At 50.9% G+C, this 15818-nt stretch carries 14 protein-coding genes; 10 read left to right on the top strand and 4 right to left on the bottom strand.

The annotated features are described in order from the left end of the window. Positions 1–25: 25 nt before the first annotated feature. Positions 26–1069, bottom strand: a complete 1044-nt coding sequence (locus tag ACOZB4_RS09775) for an ROK family transcriptional regulator (RefSeq protein ID WP_379404397.1) — start codon at positions 1067–1069, stop codon at positions 26–28. Between the two features lie 354 nt (positions 1070–1423). Between ACOZB4_RS09775 and ACOZB4_RS09770 the strand changes: the two genes are divergently transcribed. Genes ACOZB4_RS09770 through ACOZB4_RS09755 form a run of 4 tightly spaced genes read left to right on the top strand, consistent with a single transcriptional unit; the run spans position 1424 to position 5574 of the window. Then, complete coding sequence (locus tag ACOZB4_RS09770) at positions 1424–2476, top strand: LacI family DNA-binding transcriptional regulator (RefSeq protein ID WP_339265975.1); 1053 nt, start codon at positions 1424–1426, stop codon at positions 2474–2476. A gap of 25 nt (positions 2477–2501) precedes the next feature. Continuing rightward, positions 2502–3662, top strand: coding sequence for a Gfo/Idh/MocA family protein (locus ACOZB4_RS09765; RefSeq protein WP_379404395.1), 1161 nt, complete (start codon positions 2502–2504; stop codon positions 3660–3662). 53 nt (positions 3663–3715) lie between these two features. Beyond that, a complete protein-coding gene (locus ACOZB4_RS09760) occupies positions 3716–4447 on the top strand; it encodes a ThuA domain-containing protein (RefSeq protein ID WP_379404393.1) in 732 nt (243 codons plus the stop codon). 20 nt (positions 4448–4467) lie between these two features. Next, a complete protein-coding gene (locus ACOZB4_RS09755; RefSeq protein WP_379404391.1) occupies positions 4468–5574 on the top strand; it encodes a Gfo/Idh/MocA family protein in 1107 nt (368 codons plus the stop codon). Positions 5575–5701: 127 nt separating this feature from the next. Here the strand turns inward: ACOZB4_RS09755 and ACOZB4_RS09750 are convergent, their stop codons facing one another. Then, complete coding sequence (locus ACOZB4_RS09750) at positions 5702–6394, bottom strand: pentapeptide repeat-containing protein (RefSeq protein WP_213644302.1); 693 nt, start codon at positions 6392–6394, stop codon at positions 5702–5704. A gap of 145 nt (positions 6395–6539) precedes the next feature. Beyond that, positions 6540–8369 carry a DUF2334 domain-containing protein gene (locus ACOZB4_RS09745; RefSeq protein WP_379404388.1) on the bottom strand — a complete coding sequence of 610 codons (1830 nt, stop codon included), beginning with the start codon at positions 8367–8369 and terminating at the stop codon, positions 6540–6542. A 169-nt stretch (positions 8370–8538) separates the two neighbouring features. Between ACOZB4_RS09745 and ACOZB4_RS09740 the strand changes: the two genes are divergently transcribed. From ACOZB4_RS09740 to ACOZB4_RS09730, 3 genes are all read left to right on the top strand, one after another. Beyond that, the gene (locus ACOZB4_RS09740; protein ID WP_379404386.1) at positions 8539–9066 is read left to right on the top strand and encodes a GNAT family N-acetyltransferase; all 528 of its coding nucleotides are present in this window, start codon (positions 8539–8541) and stop codon (positions 9064–9066) included. 112 nt (positions 9067–9178) lie between these two features. Continuing rightward, positions 9179–10270 (top strand): redoxin domain-containing protein, encoded by a 1092-nt coding sequence (locus ACOZB4_RS09735; protein WP_379404384.1) that lies wholly within the window; start codon positions 9179–9181, stop codon positions 10268–10270. Between the two features lie 97 nt (positions 10271–10367). Further along, positions 10368–10703 carry a hypothetical protein gene (locus ACOZB4_RS09730; RefSeq protein ID WP_379404382.1) on the top strand — a complete coding sequence of 112 codons (336 nt, stop codon included), beginning with the start codon at positions 10368–10370 and terminating at the stop codon, positions 10701–10703. 202 nt (positions 10704–10905) lie between these two features. On the opposite strand, the gene ACOZB4_RS09725 is transcribed toward ACOZB4_RS09730, so the two are convergent. Beyond that, positions 10906–11799 carry a hypothetical protein gene (locus tag ACOZB4_RS09725; RefSeq protein ID WP_379404380.1) on the bottom strand — a complete coding sequence of 298 codons (894 nt, stop codon included), beginning with the start codon at positions 11797–11799 and terminating at the stop codon, positions 10906–10908. A 204-nt stretch (positions 11800–12003) separates the two neighbouring features. Here ACOZB4_RS09725 and ACOZB4_RS09720 point away from each other — a divergent pair, with 204 nt between their 5' ends. From ACOZB4_RS09720 to rhaA, 3 genes are all read left to right on the top strand, one after another. After that, positions 12004–12132 carry a hypothetical protein gene (locus tag ACOZB4_RS09720; RefSeq protein WP_422759536.1) on the top strand — a complete coding sequence of 43 codons (129 nt, stop codon included), beginning with the start codon at positions 12004–12006 and terminating at the stop codon, positions 12130–12132. Between the two features lie 177 nt (positions 12133–12309). Then, positions 12310–14379 carry a bifunctional aldolase/short-chain dehydrogenase gene (locus ACOZB4_RS09715; protein WP_379404378.1) on the top strand — a complete coding sequence of 690 codons (2070 nt, stop codon included), beginning with the start codon at positions 12310–12312 and terminating at the stop codon, positions 14377–14379. A gap of 106 nt (positions 14380–14485) precedes the next feature. Beyond that, a complete protein-coding gene (gene rhaA, locus ACOZB4_RS09710; protein WP_379404376.1) occupies positions 14486–15745 on the top strand; it encodes an L-rhamnose isomerase in 1260 nt (419 codons plus the stop codon). Positions 15746–15818 lie beyond the last annotated feature (73 nt).

Raw genomic sequence — 15818 nt, 5'->3', positions numbered from 1 at the left:
ATTCCCCAATCGTCATCGTTGAATTTTACATTGCACTTGTATCGGATATCATCATATCCAGAGCAAGCCGCTGCAGGCCGGCTATATAGTCATGTTCCCACTCGCGAAGCAGCATCTCGGGCAGATGCCGCTCCGGTACGTAGGCGGAAGCCCGGTCTTTAACGGAGAGCAGGGTGGAGGGCAGAAGGTTATGCTCACACCACAGAATGGCATCCGGATTGAGAATCGCGGTGAAGGCGGCGCTTAATCGGCTTAACGCATCGATTTGCTCCTCATCCGGCTCGATGAGACTGCTCATGACGGAACTTTTACGGTCCAATACATCATGAAAATTGTTGTCTTTGCTCATCGGTACATAGCCGATCTCACCCGTGAAGAACGTCCTGCCCCGAACGACGTTTCCGTTGATCAGCAGCCCCGCCCCCGGACCATTATGTCCCAGATACACGTATACCAGGGAAGCTTCCTCCGAGCGGCTCAAATTCTGATAGCCAAGCACGGCCGCATTCATGTCATTCTCCACGATGACAGGAATGGAGAACAGGTTCTCCAGGTAAGATTTAAGGTCATAATCCTGGAATGTCCCGTACAGCGGTACGTGAAAAATGACGCCATCTCGCACCGCAGCCGGCATGCCGACCGCAATTGAGCGGATCTTAGGATAACGGTGGATCCAGCTTCCTAGCTGGGAAGCCAGCGCTTCCGGTCCAAGCTGGAGTATGCCGTCTTCAGCTTTCCGTTCGATCAGATCGCCGTTCCAATTAAAAATGGTATATACGCTCTGCTCCTTCTCATAATAAACGGCGAGACCCAGCATATAGTCCGGGTTAAAAGCGTAGCGGTTTGCACGCCTGCCGCCACTGGACTCATCCAGTCCGAGCAGGGTGACCTCGCCTTCCTGGGCCATCTGTTCCAGAACTTTGCTCACTGTAGGAAAGCTGATGCCGAGCCGATCACTTAGCTCCGCTTTGGTTCCACTGCCGAGCTCCAGCAGGGAAGAGCGGAGCGCGCGCCGCACGGCGTATTTCATGGATTGCGGTGTGGGTAAAGCTTCTTTGCGCGTTGTCATCACCACTTCCTCACCTTTTTAAACGAGTTTAATAAGTGTCTGGAGATGATTATTGCATATCTCAAATGATGGTGCAAGAATAATTTTGCTGCATGAAATCGGAGGATATCAGGAGGACAGAAAAAGAACGTTCGCAACAAAGGATAAGGGATACGGACGCTCTAATACTAGAAGTAGTATGAGCTTATCGCAGAAGCATGATGGTACCGCCGAGGATTGATCGGTATCAGGATCATGGAGAACCGCAGCAGCGTTTCTTGGCGCCATATTATACATGAAATTAGATCAAGGCGGTTGACAACAGAAAGGCTCCATGAGAAAATGTACGCGCGTACATAAATTGCAGGAGGCTTGATGAATATCGCTAGTCGTAAAGAAGTTGCACAGCTTGCCGGCGTTTCGGAAGCAACGGTATCCCGTGTACTGAATGGGGTCGGACCAATCAAGGAGGAGACCAAGCAGCGGGTGCTGGAAGCGGCGGATCAGCTCGGGTATACCCCGAGTGCGCTTGCCCGAAGTTTTGCCCGTCGAAGAAGCGGTAACCTGGGCGTCGTCATGCCCTATCTGCCGAAGGCTCGTATATTCTCCGCTTACTATTTTTCCGAAATATTGAGTGGTATTGGCAGTAAGGCGTTGGAGAGTCAATATGACCTGTTGATGCTGTTCCGCGAGCCTGGCGGTTCGATGGACTACTTGAACCTGTTCCGAACTCAGAAAGTTGATGCCTGCATTATTCTGGGCGCCCGGGATGATGAAGGCGAACGTGCGGCCATCAAACAGCTGAGTGAAGCGAATCAACCCTATTGCCTGATTAATCAATACTTTGACGGCGAGGCGTTTCACGTTATGGATGCCGATCATGTGGATGGAAGCTATCAAGCGGTTCATCACTTGACGCAGCAGGGTTTCCGGAAGATTGCTTTCCTGAATGGGCCGCCTCAGTATTCCAACAGTCGCGACCGGTTGAAGGGGTACGCCCGGGCACTGAATGAAGCGGGAATCGTGCTGGATGAATCCTTGCTGTTCGAAGGCAACTTCAGCCGCAAAAGCGGTTATGCCGCAGCCGAGTTAATCGCCGGGAAGTTGGACCGGATTGAAGCCGTATTTGCCGCCAATGACCGCATGGCGATTGGACTTCAGCAGGGACTGCGGGCATTAGGCATTTCAGAAGAACGAATGCCTGCCTTTGTCGGGTATGACGATTCGGATGCCGCCGAGCTGTGTACTCCGCCGCTTACCAGCGTGAGAGTTCCGTTTTATGAGCTGGGATGCCTTGCAGCGGAGCATGTGCTTCGGATGCTGGAAGCCTCCGATTTGCCAGCAGGTAACGTAACGAACGCAGTTCTCCATCGCCAACTTCCAACTCGCCTGGTAATCCGTGCATCTTCGCTTCATCGAAATCAATGAACCCTTATTTAAGGAGGAATGAAGGATGAAACAATTACGTGTCGGCATGATTGGTTATAAATTTATGGGTAAAGCCCACAGCAATGCGTACCGGAGCCTCCCGATGTTTTTTCCGGAGGCGCTGAAGCCAGAAATGGTGGCAATCTGCGGACGTAATGTGTCGGCCGTTCAAGCTGCGGCGGTTCAGCTGGGCTGGAGTGAAAGCGTTACCGATTGGAAGGAGCTTGTCCATCGGGAAGATATCGATCTGATCGATATCAATGCTCCAAGCGATGCCCATAAGGAGATTGCCATTGCCGCGGCCAAGGCGGGCAAGCATATATTTTGCGAGAAGCCGCTTGCTTTGACCCTGGCGGACGCCAGAGAGATGCTGCAGGCAGCGCAAGAAGCGGGAGTCACACATATGGTCGGATTTAACTATAGATTTTCACCAGCCGTAAGACTGGCCAAGAAGCTGGTTGAAGGTGGAAGATTGGGCCAGATCTATCATTTTCGCGCCTGGTTTTTGCAGGATTGGATCATGGACCCGCAGTTCCCGCTGGTATGGCGGTTGCAGAAGGAAGTGGCCGGATCCGGATCGCACGGGGATCTTGGAGCTCACCTGATCGATCTCGCCCATTATCTGGTCGGCGATATGCAGGAAGTGATCGGAATGAGTGAGACCTTTATCAAGGAGCGTCCTATTGCCAGCGAGATGACCGGGTTAAGCGCAAAAGGAAGCACAGGCGGTCCCATGGGGAAAGTGACGGTAGATGACGCTACGCTGTTCATGACCCGCTTTGAGAACGGGGCGCTGGGCAGTTTTGAGGCGACCCGCTTTGCTGCGGGTCACCGCAGCACCAACTCCTTCGAGATCAACGGCAGCTTGGGCAGTGTTAAATTCGATTTTGAACGGATGAATGAGCTGGAGGTTTACTTTACATCCGACGCTGAGGATGTTCAGGGCTTCCGCCGCGTACTCGCAACCGATCCCGTTCACGATTATATGGAAGCATGGTGGCCTCCGGGACATACGATTGGTTTCGAGCACACCTTTACGCATGAAATTCTGGAGCTGTCGACCGCTATATCCGAGGGAAGGCAGCCTATGCCCAATTTCGAGGATGGCGTGAAATGCCAGGCAGTGCTGGAAGCCGTGGATAAATCCATTGCAGAGCGCCGCTGGGTGCAGCTGTCGGAAATGTAATCAAGTCATTCGGCCGATCTTGGCCGGACACATAAAAAAGGAGTGCTATCATCATGAAAAAGGCTTTAATTGTATGGGGCGGCTGGGACGGACATGAACCCGAGCAGGTTGCCGGCATTTTCGAGGAATTGCTTCGGCATGAGCAATATGAGGTAGAAGTATCCGGCACGCTGGATGCTTTTAATGATGCAGAGAAGCTTCAAGCCTTGGATCTGATCGTGCCGGTATGGACGATGGGCGAAATATCGAAGGAGCAGGTGGAGAACGTATCGCTTGCCGTACAGAAGGGAACCGGCTTGGCGGGCTGCCACGGCGGTATGTGTGATTCGTTCCGCAACAATGTGGATTGGCAGTTCATGACAGGAGGAAACTGGGTTGCGCATCCAGGCAACGACGGCGTGAAATACCGGGTTGAGATTAAATCGAGCTCCAGTCCGCTGGTAGCAGGAATGCAGGATTTCACGGTGGCCTCCGAGCAGTATTATCTGCATGTGGATCCGGCCGTTGAAGTGCTGGCAACCACTCGTTTTCCGGTTGCGGCCGGACCGCACCTGCTTAACAAAGCGGTCGACATGCCGGTGGCGTGGACGAAGCGCTGGGGATATGGACGGGTCTATTACAATTCCCTCGGCCATCATGCGGATATCGTCGATATGCCGCAGGTGAAGGAAATGATGCGCAGGGGATTGCTCTGGGCTGCTGAAGGCAAAGCGTTGTATTCGGGTTCGGACATGAGTGTGTTTACGGAAGGTCAAAGCTACACAGGCATGGGAGACAGCCAATAAGGCAGAAGGAGACTTGGATCATGAAGAAAGTAAAGGTTGGCATCATCGGCTGCGGAAAAATCAGCGGCATATATATGGAAAACTGCCATAAGTTCGATATCCTGGAGATGACGGCTTGTGCGGATATCGATCGTGCGCGTGCCGAGGAACAGGCTGCCAAGTATAATATCCCGAATGTATACACTACCGAGGAACTGCTTGCAGATCCGGAGATTGAGCTGGTCATTAATCTGACGATACCTGCACTTCACGCGCAAATTATGCTGGATGCACTGCAAGCCGGCAAGCATGTGTACGTGGAAAAGCCGCTTGGCGTGACCCGAGAAGAGGGTAAGGCGGTGCTGGATATGGCTGCGTCCAAAGGGCTGCTTGTCGGATGCGCTCCTGAGACATTCCTTGGAGCCGGTATCCAAACGGCACTGAAACTCATTGAAGACGGACGCATCGGCAAGCCGATTGCAGCGACCGCATTTATGATGAGCCGCGGACACGAGCATTGGCATCCTGATCCGGAATTTTATTATGCCGCTGGCGGTGGTCCGATGTTTGACATGGGGCCTTACTACCTGACAGCGCTGGTTCAGCTGCTGGGACCCATCCGCCGTATTAGCGGCATGACCGGAACGGCCCTTACGGAACGGACGATTACCAGTGAGAAGAAACAGGGTCAGAAGATTCAGGTGGACATTCCTACTCACGTGGCTGGACTTATGGAGTTTCATAACGGTGCGATTGGCACACTGATTACGAGTTTTGATGTATTTGGAGGGAGCACGCTTCCTAATATTGAAATCTACGGCACCAAGGGTACAATGCTCGTCCCAGATCCCAACGGCTTTGGCGGCTCGGTTCAATATCGGTTGACTAGAGAAACCGAGTGGACGGAAGAACCATTGCTTCCGGGGTATAACGAGAATACAAGAGGGATCGGCCCAGCGGATATGGCCTATGCTATCCGCAGCGGGAGAGCTCACCGTGCGAGTGGCGAGCTTGCCTACCATGTGCTTGAAGCTATGTGGGGATTCCATGATGCTTCCGATGAAGGCAAGCGCTATGAGATGGTCAGCACCTGTGACATCCCGGCACCGCTGCCGCTGGATTTGCAGAAGTATACTCTTGATCAATAATAGAATGATCTAAAAAAGCGGCTTAACCCGAAGGGTCCAACGGACCTCGGAGTAAGCCGCTTTATGCTGCGCACGGATACGTCCATCATATAAACGAAGATGATTATTGAGAGCACGTAACTTACGGTCATTCTTTGACGACAAGACCGAATATTTTGGTTAACGGGATAGCTTGATGCGGTGAAATGATGCATCCTTGAAGATCCTCCAGGGTCACGCCAATATTATGGAAATCGGTTCGGCTTAAGTCGATTCCCGCAAGCTTCGTACCGGAGAACTGCGATTGGTCGATCTGACAATCCACAAATTCCACCTTGCTTAATTCGGAATGATAAAAATCCGACTTTATGAGCGAGGTGGATTGGAATGACACCTGCTTCATGTTAGCAAAACGGAACGTAGCATAGTCGCCCGTGCAATGATCGAACACGACATTACGGATGGTGGCTGCCGTCAAGTCTAGCCCCAGAATTTTGCAATGATTGAATTGTACGCGGTACATAATGGCCTCACTGAGATCTACGTTGGACAAGTCGCAATGGTTAAATACCAGATCCGTTAGTTCGGCATGGTGGAGCGTGACGTGCTGGAACGTAACGTTATGGAATATCATTTGATCGAATTGAACCTTGTCGGCTGAAATATAAGACAGGGTCTCGTCCTGACAAGTAGATTGAATGAACGAGGATTCATCGTCAACGCCGGCATCGGATAGAATCATAGGCTCAAGCTGTTTGGGGAGCTTGGGTTTCACGATTTTGACTGGGGGGGATGGACTGGCTGTATTGCTGTTGGTATGGTTTTCGCTTTTGGATGACATGACTTCTCCTCCGAACATAGAAATAAGTATAGAGATGAGAACTTATAAGAATAACTTCCATCGACGTACTTTCTCAGAAGACAGACCGCATATTACGGGAGGTTTGAATAAACCTGGTTTTGTTGTATAGAAGTATATCATGTCCTTATCCGATTGTCCGGTCCCTGGAATTGATGGCGGCATCCAAGGTTCCGCCGAGCCGATTCGGAGACCATGCCAGCAGACTGACACGGCCATTGCCCGTTAGATCGCCAATGAGAGGTGTCATTGATTCACCGGCAACCCAAGGCCCAAACCGTTCTTCCTGCCGCCCGAAGGCGGTTCCCGAGCTATAGAGAACGAGCCATTTCCCTGCGATATGTTCAACGAGAATCAAATCTTTCAGCCCATCCCCATCCACGTCACCTAACATCACAGATATGGGTGAACCGATGGAATCTTTGTCAGAATACCAATTTCCGGCGTCCACGAGCTGTTTTCCACTGCTTAACCAGACCTGGCATGTGCCTGAGTCGGAGTTCCACACGACCAGGTCATCCAGTCCATCGCCATTCACATCTCCTATGGAGGGAATCACGCCTTCACCCTGTACGGAAACCTCATGCTGAATGAGGGGAGAATAAAAATGACACCCGGAGCTATAAGCAATGGCGGCTTTTCCTGTGACAGGGTCCCATAGAAATAAATCATGTCTGCCGTCCCCGTCCAAATCCCCCGTAAGAGCTTTCCAGTCCACGGCTCCAAATTCACAGAGCCAATGACCCGATGGTACTAAACGGCTGCCTGAACCCAAGGCAACCTCACAGATCCCCAGCTCCGCATGCCATACAGCCGCATCGACGCTGCCATCTCCATCATAATCGCCTGCCATCGCAGTTCCACCGGGGTAAAGCGGCCAGCCTGCCAACAGCGGGCGTATATACTGTATGCCATTATGGATTTTAATGGGGGACAAGACCCAAAAAGTAGCGTCGTACCATAGGTTGTTGGCCTCGTCCCGGACGATCCATCGATCCGGCTGCTCTTTTCTCGTGGCGTGCAGAAACTTAGGGCGATTCATGGTCGACCTGTCCTGCCATCGGGTTTCCCTGAAATCCGGTATGAAGGGCAAGATTGAGGTTATGGTCACAAACGATTTACGCTCCCTATTGAAGGACTGAATGATTCTTCTAAGAGGCGAATGCTCTTCATAATGTACAGTGCCGTCAGCAAGGAAACGGATATAGGGGAATTCGAGATAGGGGTGGTAGAAGAACGAGGCCAGTTCACGATCGCCTGTGAAATCCTGTAATGTCCGTTCCATACGAGTGACTTCTTCCTCAATCTTGTCACCTGCAACATAATAAAGCGGAGTGGGAACGTAGATCGTTCCGTTTGTCAATGGATCGTCCAGGGTGTGCTGGAGTGTGACTGTCCTTGCATCTGGGCTGGAAGTCGGAGATTCATAGAGGATGCCGTTACAAATCTCAATAATATGGCGCTGGACAGATGAAGCGGTATAATGGGGAGTTTCGTACCAGACCGCTGTAAGACCAGCCGCTTGAAACCTCTTATGAGCCCGTTGAACCCGCTGATAAGCATAGGATTGCTGCAACTGCCGGAGCGAATGGAGCGCCTCGGGCGGATCATCCGGAGGACAATTGCCGCTGCATTCGGGATAAGCAAATTCGAATCCGTCGCCGCTTACCGATTCCCCGTACTGATGCGTATATCCATGAATACCTAGCGAGGCTCCAAGGGCTACCATCCTTCGTAGCAGCCTTGCAAATCGAAGGGAAACTTCATCATGCAGATCATCTATCGATCGATCCACATGGTGCACCGGATCGACATATCGCGGAATGACGGCCAGGTGAAAGGGGATCTGTTGATGATGTAGGAACCGTGCGATGACCAGCAGCTTCGCCTGTTGTTCCTCCGTCTCATACCAGCCGCCCGGTCCGATATCTTCAAGCCGTATCAATGCTTTATTCATCAAGATGCGCTCCTTCCATGGGTAGCTGCTCGGAGTACCGATCTCGATATATGTATGCCGGGAATGGGCATTGCGTCATCAGGGATGAAGCGTTCATAAAAAAGAGGATCGCAGATCGTGTCCGCGAATACATAGAGATTAAGATATGAGCAGGAGGAAGAGGAAGTTTATGCATATTAGACACGCAAATGAACATGATGTTGCAGGCATCGCTAACGTCCACGTGAATAGCTGGAAAACGACGTATAAAGGAATCGTGGATGATAGCTTCTTAGAAAATTTGTCCGCTGCGGATCGGATAGAAGGCTGGCGCTGGAAGCTTGCCAATATGCCGGAGGACGAACAACTTCTGGTCATTGCAGATGAAGATGGCGAGGTATACGGGTTCATGTCTTACGGCACGGAGCGAGAGCAGAAGATTTCTCATGAAGGAGAACTTTACGCGATCTATCTTTTGGAAGAGCTTCAGGGGAAGGGCTGGGGGAAGCAGCTGTTTGCGAGGCTGAAGGAATTTCTGCAAGTTAGAGGATATCGTTCATTATTGGTCTGGGTCCTTGAAGGCAATAAGGCTGAGCATTTTTATAAATATATGGGCGGCCAGGAACTGAAACGAAAAGAGATTGTCATCGGCGGAAAAACACATACTGAAATGGCTCTGCTGTGGAGTTCCATTAATCGGATTCGGCCCTTCTCTTAAAAAGTGCTCCGCTTGAGTTTACATTAGAGAGGGAATCTACTATTATGGGGATATACCCCGGTGGGTAATAGCGATGCTTACAATTGCTTTGCCGACCATAGGAGGTTCGCATTTGAGTATAATTCCGATAGGTCCTTTTATGGTGAGGGCCGACATTGTGATTTTTCTAATTTGTGCGGCGGCTGGTTTCGCTGCGCTTCGAATTCGTTTGCGTCAGATGCCGCAGCGGGAATGGATCCTGGACACCTATTTATCTGTACTTATCATCGGTTTTATTTCATGGAAATTCGGGATGCTGGTGTTCGATCCGATCCGCACCTTGCAGCATCCGACCTCGCTTATTTACATGACGGGCGGAACGAAGGGGATATGGCTTGGGGTCGTTCTATCCCTGATCTACATAGCTCTGCGCTGGAACAAGAATAGAAAAGATTCAGGTCTACTGCTGAAGTCCGCTCTGTTGTCGGCATTCGCGAGCGGATGGGTCGGGTATGTATTTCAATGGTTGTGGGCGGACGGGGCTGGTCTAAACTCTTCCTTATTCTATATGCTATTATTCGGTACACTGCTGACGATGAGCTGGCTTCAATTCCATTCTCATCTCACCCGTTTTCTTACCCTGGGATTAGGGAGAAATGGAGCGGTGCAACTCATCATAGGCGCTCTTTTCGTGTGGGCAATCTATGACTTCGCTTCCACCTCGGTCAGCGAACGAGAAGCACTCGTATCGCCGAATGACAAAAACAATCCCGAAGCCGTTGCTGAAGGGTTGAAGCCCGGGCTTCGCGCACCGGATTTTACGCTGATGAATCGGGAAGGGCAGGAGATCAAACTGTCCGATTATCGTGGGCAAACGGTTCTTCTGAACTTTTGGGCATCCTGGTGTCCGCCTTGCAAGGTAGAAATGCCTTATATGCAGGATTTTTACGATAAACATCAGGATGAGAACGTGATAATACTAGCTGTAAATATGACGCATCTGGAAAATAGCATGAGTGAGGTACAGTCTTTTGTTGAGCAGAACGGTTTTACCTTTCCTGTCCTATACGACCCGAACGGAGCAAGCACCAGACGGTACGAGGTGGTGGCCTATCCGACCACCTACGTCATCTCGCCGGACGGTCTGATATCTGAGCGGTTTCAAGGCGCGGTTGACGAAGATTTAATGATTAGAGCCTACCGAAAAGCTAGCGCGATTAAGTGAGGTTAAATGGCGGATTTTTGGAGATGTGGACACCTATCTCTGCCGTCTTCTCCCCAGGCGGAATATAATACACAAACGCTGGGGAGGGGGAAAATAAGTGCAACCAATACCAATTTCGGCAGAAGGATGCAGAGGTTACGTCGGCAAAACCGTTTGCGCTGTCATGCGTGATGGAACAGAAGTCGTGGGGACTATTCGCGGTGTACATGATCGAGGCCTTGAACTCGAATTTGGGAACCCATCCGTATATACATTGTCCACAAAAGGTAAAAAGGGCAAAAAGTCTTCGAAGTCAGCTAAAAGCAGTGCGCAAACGTCCGCATTTGGACCTTACGGCTACGGCGGTGGCTACGGTGGATACGGCTGGGGAGGCAATGTGTTTGCTTGGGAAGCCATAGCGCTGTTGTTCCTCATTCCGTTCTTGTTTATCTAAACGTCAAGGAATTTAGATCACGGGCGCAGTGTTTTTATAGAAGAGACAGGTGGGAATATCCCAGTACTGTCTCTTTTTTTTTAGATATCAGAAAGTATAAACTTCGAAGCATGGGGCTTCCTGATATCGCAAGAAAAACATCCTATAAACGCGGTCTGTCTTCTGAGAAAGTTCGTCGATAGCCGTTTTTCTTATGCAAGTCTTATACATTACGTGTGGATTGGGCATGGTGGACAGGTTCAGCGGTTGCATTGGACTGACTGAGCAGCCATATAACTGGCGTGAATGCGACGAGAAAACAGCTGCCCGCCAGAATTGGAAGCAAGGACCATTCAGCGATGGAGTATCCAAGAACCGTCTGCCATCCGATGGCGATTAATCCGAGCAAATATGCCAGACCGCTAATATGGATGAGGATCGGTTTAACTGCAGGATTGACGGATTTCCTCATGGACAGCCACGCCACAAAAGGGATCGCTTGCAGCGCATGAAACCCTAGTCCGTGCAGCCAGATGATATTGCCGCCGATCCCGGTAAAACGTCCCGCATTGATGGAGATCCATATACCAGCTGCAAAAGATACCAGCACCGCGATCATGGCATAACGAATGCCGAGCCCGAGTTCCGGATGGGCTTCCATTACACGCTTGCGGAAGTATTGGGCGCCAAGGGTCAGGTAGAACACGACAAGCAGCATCGCAACGGCAGGGAAAATAGTCGAGATGACATAATCAAAAGTCGAGCCGTTCTGAACGAATCGCGGATCGACACCGCGGAAATTTTGAACGGTTTCGGCGAAGTAGGAGAACAGAACAAGCGGAATATAGCACCAGCGGTAGAACGATTTGCTTCGTGGCCTCATACCGGAAACCGGCAAAATGATTGCGGTTGATACGATGAAGATCCCCAGAGCCGCGTTGAAGGAAAACGCTTTGGAGATATCTCCATCCGGCGAGACAGACCCCCCATTCAGCAATACCCATATCCCGCATATTCCAGCTAACAAAAACCCGAGCAGCCCTGTCAGCAAAAGCCCAGTCTCCTGCTTATACAGCTTGAACGCCCAGTTCCTCGTTTCACGTGCAAGTTGATTCATATGAATGACACCCTCTCCGTAATGATGAATTGTTTATAATTTACAGGAGAATGGGGGTGACTTTAACGGGCTGGGGATGTAACAGAACCCTGTACCCCGGAATGATTTCTGTGCTGGACTAAAGCCGGGGATGAAGCAAGTGTTAATCTGACCGTAGATTCCAATATCTTTTTCAACCATAAGGACATTTCGGAAATTGTATTTATGGGTTATGTCAATGAGGATGAAATCGCCTTTCGTGATGCCTTAATGGAAGGAATTGCGAAGGCGGATCAAATGGCAGCCGCAGGCTCAGACCCATCTTTAGATTGTAATTTAGCAGCTTTTGTCTAGAGATAACTCTGGCAGGGATGTTTTTTTGTTTGCAACAGATTTATAAGATGGAATTCTGAATAAACGCATATAAATCTTTGTTTATTTTTGAAAATACACTATTCAAAGATAAACGGGCGTGATATTATGGGAAACAAATGAAAGCAAATTCATAGGGTCAATCGGAGGGGAAGCTTCATGGTTCAAAGCTTATGGGAACAGTCAAAGGCACAGCAGGCACAACATACATTGGATGAGCTCGTCTACCGTTCGAATTTGATCGGTTCCGACCGGCGCGTATGCAACTGGGGCGGCGGCAACACATCCAGCAAAACAACGATTCAGGATTTTCGCGGCAAAGACATAGAGGTTATGTACGTGAAAGGCAGCGGTTCCGATCTGGCTACCATGAAATCGGGCAATTTCACAGGCTTGCGCATGGAGGATATTCGGCCGTTATTCGAAAGGGATTCGATGTCGGATGAGGAAATGGTGGCTTATCTGGGACATTGCATGGTCGATGCGAAGCACCCTCGCGCATCCATTGAAACGCTGCTGCATGCGTTCTTGCCGTTTCAGCATGTGGACCATACCCACCCGGATGCCATTATCAGCTTATGCTGCGCCCATAACGGCAAAGAATTAGCACGGGAGATCTTTGGCGACCGATTCGTGTGGGTTCCTTACGTTCGTCCCGGATTTACTTTGTCGAAGATGATTGCCGAAGGGGTGTTGGCTAATCCGAAGGCCGAGCTGGTACTGATGGAGAAGCATGGGCTTGTCACATGGGGCGATACATCGGAAGCCTGTTACGCGCAAACGATTCGTATCATTAGTGAAGCGGAAGCTTTCATCGAAGCTCGAGTAGATAACGACAAGCTGTTCGGCGGCCGGAAGCATACACCGCTTGGATCGGAAGTGCGTCGCAGCATCGCTGCTAAAGTGATGCCTGCTGTTCGCGGCGCCGTTAGCGACGTGAAGAAAATGATCCTGTCCTTCGACGATCAAGATGATGTATTGGACTTTGTCGGCGGTGCCGATTCGCCGAAGCTGTCCCAGGTAGGCGCAGCTTGCCCCGATCATCTGGTTCATACCAAGGTAGTTCCTCTCTTCATCGACTGGACACCTGACGCCGAAGATGTGGAAGGTCTTAAGGCAAAGCTTATCGATGGGATTGCTGCTTACAAAGAGCAGTATAAAGCTTATTTTGAACGCAACCATCATGAAGGGGACGTCATGTTCGAGGCGGCTCCGCGCGTCATTCTTATTCCCGGCATCGGAATGATCAACACGGGCAAGAGCTGGGCGATGTCGCAAGTCAGCGGCGCCCTGTATCATAGGGCGATTGCGGTCATGCGCGGTGCGACGGCCCTGGGCAATTTTGTATCCCTGAGTGAAAATGAATCCTACAACGTGGAGTATTGGCCGCTTGAGTTGTATAAATTGAGTCTTGCACCGGCTGAGGCGGAGTTTTCCCGCCAGATCGCTTTTATTACTGGGGGAGCAGGCGGTATCGGAAGTGCCACAGCCCGCAGGCTAGTAGCAGAAGGTGCGCATGTCGTTTTGGCGGATTTGAACCTGGAAGGGGCGCAGCAGGTTGCCGAGGAGATTAACGCAAAACACGGGGAGAATCGGGCATTTGCTGTTAAGATGGATGTAACCGACGAAGAGGCGGTGAAGCGCGCCTATCGAGAAACATCCATCACTTATGGCGGTGTTGATATTATCGTCAACAATGCGGGCCTTGCAACATCCAGCCCGTTTGACGAGACATCGTTGAAGGAATGGAACCTGAACATGAACGTGCTGGGCACAGGTTATTTCCTGGTTGCGCGGGAAGCCTTCTCGTTGATGAAGACACAGGGCGTTGGCGGAAGCATGGTGTTTGTCGGATCGAAGAATTCCGTCTATGCCGGTAAGAACGTGACCGCATACAGCTCTGTAAAAGCACTGGAGGCTCATCTGGCGCGCTGCATTGCTGCTGAAGGCGGAGAATACGGCATTCGAGTCAACACCATTCTGCCGGACGCCATTCTGCAAGGTTCCGCGATCTGGAATTCGAACTGGAGAAACGAGCGGGCAGCAGCTTACGGGATTGAACCCGATCAGTTGGAAGAGCATTATCGTAAACGCACAACGCTTCTTGTCAACATCTATCCGCAGGATATTGCCGAAGGCATCGCTTACTTTGCATCATCAAGATCTTCGAAGACGACCGGCTGCATGCTGACGATTGACGGCGGGGTACCTGCTGCATTTACTCGTTAATCGAATGAAGGTATGACACATCTACCGCAAGGAATCAAGATTTCTTATTAAGATGGGGCGCTGGGTCTAATATGACCCTGCTATCCATCATACGGGAGGATATGTGATGAGGCAGGATGTTGCAAGGAACTTTGAAGAAGCTAAAAAGCTCTATGGGCAGCATGGCATCAACGTGGACGAAATCTTGACGGAACTTGAGCGCATCAAAATCTCCATCCACTGCTGGCAAGGAGATGATGTCCGAGGATTTCTGTTCCGCGATCAGGAGCTATCCGGGGGCATCTCCGTGACCGGGGAATACCCCGGGGCTGCAGGTACGCCGGATCAGCTGCGGGCCGATCTGGAAAAAGCGATGTCGCTCATTCCGGGATCCCACAAAGTGAACCTTCATGCAATCTACGCGGATACCGACGAGTCCGTTGATTTGGATCAGCTCGAGCCGAGGCACTTCCAGTCTTGGGTGGATTGGGCCAAGGAGCAAGGCATTGGCCTCGATTTTAATCCGACCTGCTTCTCCCACGACAAATCGAAGGATGGATTTACGCTGAGTCATGCCGATCCAGCGATCCGTCAATTTTGGATTGAGCATTGCAAGGCGTCGCGAAGAATCGGGGCTTACTTCGGGGAACAGCTGGGTCAAACCTGTGTAACGAATATCTGGGTTCCGGATGGATACAAGGATATGCCGGTAGACCGAATGGCGCCGAGGCAGCGGCTGAAGGATGCGCTGGATGAGATTTTTGCTGAAGAAATGAATCCGCAATGGAACCTCGATGCCGTCGAGAGCAAGCTGTTCGGACTAGGCTCTGAGGCTTATGTTGTGGGTTCCCACGAGTTTTATATGGGGTACGGCATTCGAAACAACAAGCTGATCTGCCTGGATGCGGGCCACTTCCACCCAACCGAGAGTATTGCCGGCAAACTGTCGTCGCTTGCTCTTTTCACCGATGGACTTCTTCTCCATGTCAGCCGGCCAATGCGCTGGGACAGCGACCATGTCGTCATCATGGATGATGAACTGATCGAGATTGGACGCGAGCTGGTTCGCAATAACCTGCTGGAAGTTACCCATATCGGACTGGACTTTTTTGATGCCAGCATTAACCGCATCGCAGCGTGGGTTATCGGGACACGCAATACGATTAAGGCACTGCTGCGTGCCAAGCTGGAACCCATCGATAGGCTGAAGCAGGCTGAACTTGAAGGCGATTACACGACCCGCCTGGCGATATCGGAAGAGTTTAAGTCCTATCCGTTTGGAGCGGTGTGGGATTATTACTGCGAACGCATGGGTGTACCTGTCAGAGAAGAGTGGCTGTCCGAAGTGAAACAGTATGAGCAGGATGTATTGCTGAAGCGTTCGTAAGGATGAGAAGACGGAGTACCCTCGGGTTGGTGCCCGAATCGTTGATTTTGATCTGACAAGGAGGCTGGGGAGC

This window comes from Paenibacillus sp. NPDC058898 (genome assembly GCF_049316025.1).
In the GTDB taxonomy this organism is placed as follows: Bacteria; Bacillota; Bacilli; order Paenibacillales; family Paenibacillaceae; genus Paenibacillus_AQ.
This window is presented reverse-complemented; position numbering and strand designations above follow the sequence as displayed.